The 2,067-nt window shown below is 33.7% G+C and carries 3 protein-coding genes; 1 reads left to right on the top strand and 2 read right to left on the bottom strand.

The features are described from left to right. Positions 1-128: 128 nt before the first annotated feature. Positions 129-344 (bottom strand): Blp family class II bacteriocin, encoded by a 216-nt coding sequence (locus RG571_RS11920; protein WP_002307138.1) that lies wholly within the window; start codon positions 342-344, stop codon positions 129-131. Between the two features lie 18 nt (positions 345-362). Beyond that, positions 363-599, bottom strand: coding sequence for a hypothetical protein (locus tag RG571_RS11925; protein WP_002303465.1), 237 nt, complete (start codon positions 597-599; stop codon positions 363-365). A gap of 257 nt (positions 600-856) precedes the next feature. On the opposite strand from RG571_RS11925, the gene RG571_RS11930 reads away from it, so the two are divergent. Further along, positions 857-2,067 (top strand): ABC transporter transmembrane domain-containing protein (locus tag RG571_RS11930; protein WP_308947725.1); only part of this gene is annotated, 1,211 nt, incomplete at its 3' end.

Raw genomic sequence — 2,067 nt, forward strand, 5'->3', positions numbered from 1 at the left:
TTATAAAAACTAGCACAAGAAGCTTTAGTAAAAAGTTCTGTCCATTCCAAACTTTTGAAAAGATAAAGAACATACCTATGTTCGTAATCGACACAAACCAATCTTGAGGTTTGATATTTTTTAATTGTTTACGCACCGGTCCACATGCCGAATCCAGCACCTAATAAAGCTCCACCTACACCACAAGCAGCTATTGCATAAGGTCCTCCGGCTGAACAAAGTTTTACTCCTGCTGTTGCCCCAGAAAAAGTAGTGCCTAAAACTCCCACGGCACTCCCACCTTGAATATTTTTCAACTCTTCTGAAGATAATATAAATGTTGTTTTTGTGTTTTTAATATGCATAATACTTATTCTCCTTTTTTATTTTTTTCGAGCATCCCAGCCAGCTGCAGCACCTCCAGCGACAGCTCCATATAACCCTCCAACAACACCGCAAGCTGGTCCGCAAATTGCTGTTCCTAAACCTGCACCACCTACTGCCCCTGTGGTAAGTCCACCTACAACTTGCCCCAATTTTCCCCAAGCATTATTGCCTCCACCAACAGTTTGTGCATTTCCACAATACTTAGTTCCTTTACATTTTGCATGTTTAAACACGCTTCTTTAAATAATATTTTTTACGGTGCTACTGTAACATACGTATTTGATTAACAGTAAAAATCTTCCTGAAACTTATCAAGTTTATTCTTGAATAGTAAAATTTCCAAAATAAATTTGATTCAGGAATGAAAAAGTTAGTGTTCAAGAACTGTTTTCAAAGTTTTTGTGGAATTATGAGACAATATTTTCACTGTATTAAAGCTATATTGAGAATTTTTCTATAAAAATTTTTTAGAAGGAGTTGTGTTAGATAAGTGATAAAATCATTTCCTTTTGTGCAGCAACAAGATGAAAAAGATTGTGGTGTTGCTTGCCTTTCGATGATTTTAAAATATTTTAAAACTGATATCCCGATTCATAAATTACGGGACCTATCTGGGACTGATTTAGAGGGTACTTCAGCATTTGGATTGAAAAAGACATTTGAAAAATTGTCTTTTGATTGTATGGCTATTCAAGCAGATAGTGAGATCTGGAAAGAAAGAGATCTTATCTTACCATTAATTGCACATATATTGGTTGATAACAGCTATATGCACTACGTTGTAATTTATAAAACGAAGGGAAACGTACTATGGATTGCAGATCCCGCTAATGGAAAAAATAGAAAAACGATTGAAGCGTTTCAAAAAGAATGGACAGGTATTCTTTTATTACCTATGCCTAGAGAAACTTATATTCCTATTAAAGAAAAAGTAGCTGGATTAAGTTCTTTTTTGCCTATAATTTGGAAACAAAAAGGATTAGTATTCCACATCGTTTTAGCATCGATTTTCATTACGTTTTTTGGCATAGGAAGCTCATATTATTTTCAAGGTATTCTTGATTTTTTCATCCCTAATCAAGCACGTTCAACTTTAAATATAATTTCCATTGGCTTGATCGCTGTCTATTTATTTCGGGTATTGTTTGAATATAGTCGTAGTTATCTTCTTATTATTTTAGGACAGCGAATGAGTATGGCAATTATGCTTCAGTATTTCAAACATGTGTTAACTTTACCAATGAATTTTTTTGCTACGAGAAAATCAGGGGAAATTATTTCTCGTTTTCTTGATGCCAGTAAGATTATTGATGCTTTAGCAAGTGCTACGTTATCAATATTTTTAGATATTGGTATGGTGTTGCTTGTTGGGGTTACGTTAGCTATTCAGAATAGTACGTTGTTTTTAATCACTCTATGCTCTTTGCCTTTTTATGTAGTTGCAATATTCGCTTTCGTGAAAAGCTATGAAAAATCGAACAGGGAAGAAATGGCAGCCGGTGCAGCTGTAAATTCTAGTATCATAGAAAGTCTTAAAGGAATAGAAACAATTAAAGCATATAGCGGTGAAGAGAAAGTATATAACCGTATAGACCATGAATTTGTTAAATTAATGAAAAAATCATTTCGTACGGTTACGCTTGATAATATTCAACAAGGAATTAAACATTTGATTCAATTAATTAGCAGTGCATTAATTTT

Origin of the sequence: Enterococcus sp. FR204, from assembly GCF_031143325.1 — a bacterium.
GTDB lineage: Bacteria > Bacillota > Bacilli > Lactobacillales > Enterococcaceae > Enterococcus_B > Enterococcus_B faecium.